Below are 2,548 nucleotides of genomic sequence, written 5' to 3'. Positions count from 1 at the left end.
GATTTTATGAACAACAGGGGCAATGCCCTCAAAAGGCTGAAAAGATATGATGAAGCATTGGTTCAATATGAAGCTACGCTCGCTCTAGCGAAAAAAACCAATTACAATAACGCCATACACACAGTAACAGCTAACCTCGGTGAAGTAAATCTACTTTTGGGAAATTACGGAAATGCCCTGCCTTATCAGTTGGAAACCGTCCGTTTACTTGAGAAAGATGGGGACTTATCGAACCTCACAGAGAACTATGGCCATATCAGCACCATTTACGAAAAATTGGGAGATTATAAGGAGGCTTTGGCCTACCAAAAGAAAGCAAGAATAATGCGCGATAGCACTGCCAAAAAAGAAAGTGATATTGCCATGAGTGAAATGCTGACCCGCTACGAAACCGGAAAAAAGGAAGCCACCATTGCAGCGCAGGAAAAGCAGCTTTCCCAACAACGGTTGGTGCAATGGCTTAGTATTGGTTTAGCAGTACTGCTAAGCGGCTTTTTGGTTTTTGGGTACCGCAGTTACAAGGCCCGTACCCAAGCTAACCGCATGCTTGCCGCCAAAAATGCAGAAAACGAATTGCTGTTAAAAGAAATCCACCATCGTGTAAAAAACAACCTTGAGGTAGTCAGCAGTTTGTTGGCCCTACAATCAGCACAAATAGACGACCCCAATACCAAAGATGCCATGCAGGAAGGGCAAAACAGGGTGCAATCCATTGGCATCGTGCATCAAAAACTCTATCAGGGCACTAACCTTGGCGCCATTGAAATGAAAGATTATTTTATCAACCTGGGTGAAAGTTTGATCGGATCTTTTGGTGCGGAAAAGCGGGTAACCCTTGAATGTGCTATGGATAACCTTGATGTGGATATTGACACCGCTGTTCCACTTGGTCTAATTGTTAATGAATTGCTGACAAATACGCTAAAATATGCCTTCCCTGAAGGACAGCAAGGTAAAGTTGAAATCACCCTTCATAAAAATACTGATGGCGTCCTTCAGTTAAAGGTAAGCGACAATGGGGTGGGCAAAAGCGGGCAGATCAAAGGCACAGGTTTTGGCGGGCAATTGATCTCGCTTCTCACACAGCAATTAAATGGCACCATGCAGGAAGAAGTAAAAGATGGCACCCGTATCTTATTTTACTTTAAACCTGCAAAAGCTGCATGAGCTGATTATGCATTTTTTGGAGAGGATTTGGTACTTTTTAGAATGCTTTCATTCCCTCCTTCGGAAAATAAATCTCCTCATTAGGGAAGAAAACCATGCACTTCGTCCTAAGTCAACGTTCAGGAACGATTGATTTATTTATCTTATTCCCAATTGGAGTTGATTACAATCCGGTAGATATCTCAAAGTCTTCTATACCAGGTAAAACCCTAACTGACTACAAACAGGATCAATTCATCATCAATGCGGTCCGACTAAAAATCCAATTAGCTGATGGACAAAAATATGCATATTCCTTGGTGCAAGCCCAAATTGATTCCCTGATTAATACTATCGATAAGGAACTGACAAAATGAGGTAAAATGAAAAATTTGGAATTAATAATTCTTATGCTCGCTCTATTCCTTTTCTCTTGCTCTGAGAAAATGGATTATGAAGCAGCCAACGCGTATATTTTAAAATCTGCACAAGAATGGGCAGAAGCGATAAATGCGGGCGATTCTTCAGTAATTGATCGGATTGTAGCAGATGACTTCGTGGGGGTAAGTTTAAGGGGTGATCTTTATGACAAACAAACCTTGATTCGTGAGTCTAAAATGAAAGCAAACCGATCTTACAAACCCAAGGTTTTCAATGTTACCATAAGGTTTTACGGAGAGGCTGCTGTGGCACAGGGTAATGAGACCTGGACAAAAAAAGCCGACTCTACCAGCACAACCAATATCTGGACCGATACCTGGATATACAGAGATAAAAAGTGGCAGATAGTAGCAGCACAGGATTTAAAGTTGAATCCATAAAGATTGTATCATCATGCTCAAAGAAATAAAAGAGGATACTTCGGAATTGATTAAAATTTTGGAAGATGCCATCAACATGAGAGGATAGGAATTTTAATATTAGACCACACATTTCATGTGTGGCGAATCAGATTCAACCCTGTCTGCCGACAGGCAGGCACTTTGTGATTGAAGGATTTTCGATGGTTAATTCAGGATTTACATGATGTCAATCATTTTACAATTCTTATCAAATGATTGATCCCTGAAGAGTTTGTCCGCCCTTGTGGGGAGCCAATTGGAATCTTTGTGATAAGACTTTGTCCAAGGTTGATCCCTGAAGAGCTTGCAGGACGTGGCAGGAAAATACAGATAACACTTTTAAATTGATTGGTTCATTTTGATTCCTGAAGGGAATCAATGTGATTAGCCCCACATGCCAATGTGGGGTTGAGAATGGATATGCATACCTGGTTTTCTCAACCACAACGTGGTTGAATTTAAAAAAAAACTAACTGCCGAAATTTCAATCACAACAAATATTTCTCATCAAACCGGATCCCATTCTCTTCCAAAATCCTTTTATATTCCTGGATAAAATC

At 40.7% G+C, this 2,548-nt stretch carries 3 protein-coding genes; all 3 read left to right on the top strand.

The window, feature by feature from the left end:
- Positions 1-1,167, top strand: a 1,167-nt coding sequence (locus QZT73_RS09190) for a histidine kinase dimerization/phosphoacceptor domain -containing protein (RefSeq protein WP_291787758.1), incomplete at its 5' end; no start/stop codon positions are given.
- 95 nt (positions 1,168-1,262) lie between these two features.
- Positions 1,263-1,523, top strand: a complete 261-nt coding sequence (locus QZT73_RS09185; RefSeq protein WP_291787755.1) for a hypothetical protein — start codon at positions 1,263-1,265, stop codon at positions 1,521-1,523.
- 6 nt (positions 1,524-1,529) lie between these two features.
- Entirely contained in the window at positions 1,530-1,967 is a 438-nt protein-coding gene (locus tag QZT73_RS09180; RefSeq protein ID WP_291784002.1) for a nuclear transport factor 2 family protein, read from the top strand.
- Positions 1,968-2,548 lie beyond the last annotated feature (581 nt).

The sequence above is a fragment of the Cecembia sp. genome (genome assembly GCF_007126775.1).
Taxonomy (GTDB): Bacteria; Bacteroidota; Bacteroidia; order Cytophagales; family Cyclobacteriaceae; genus Cecembia.
Note: the sequence above shows the minus strand (reverse complement) of the source record. Positions and strands in the feature narration are given on the sequence as shown.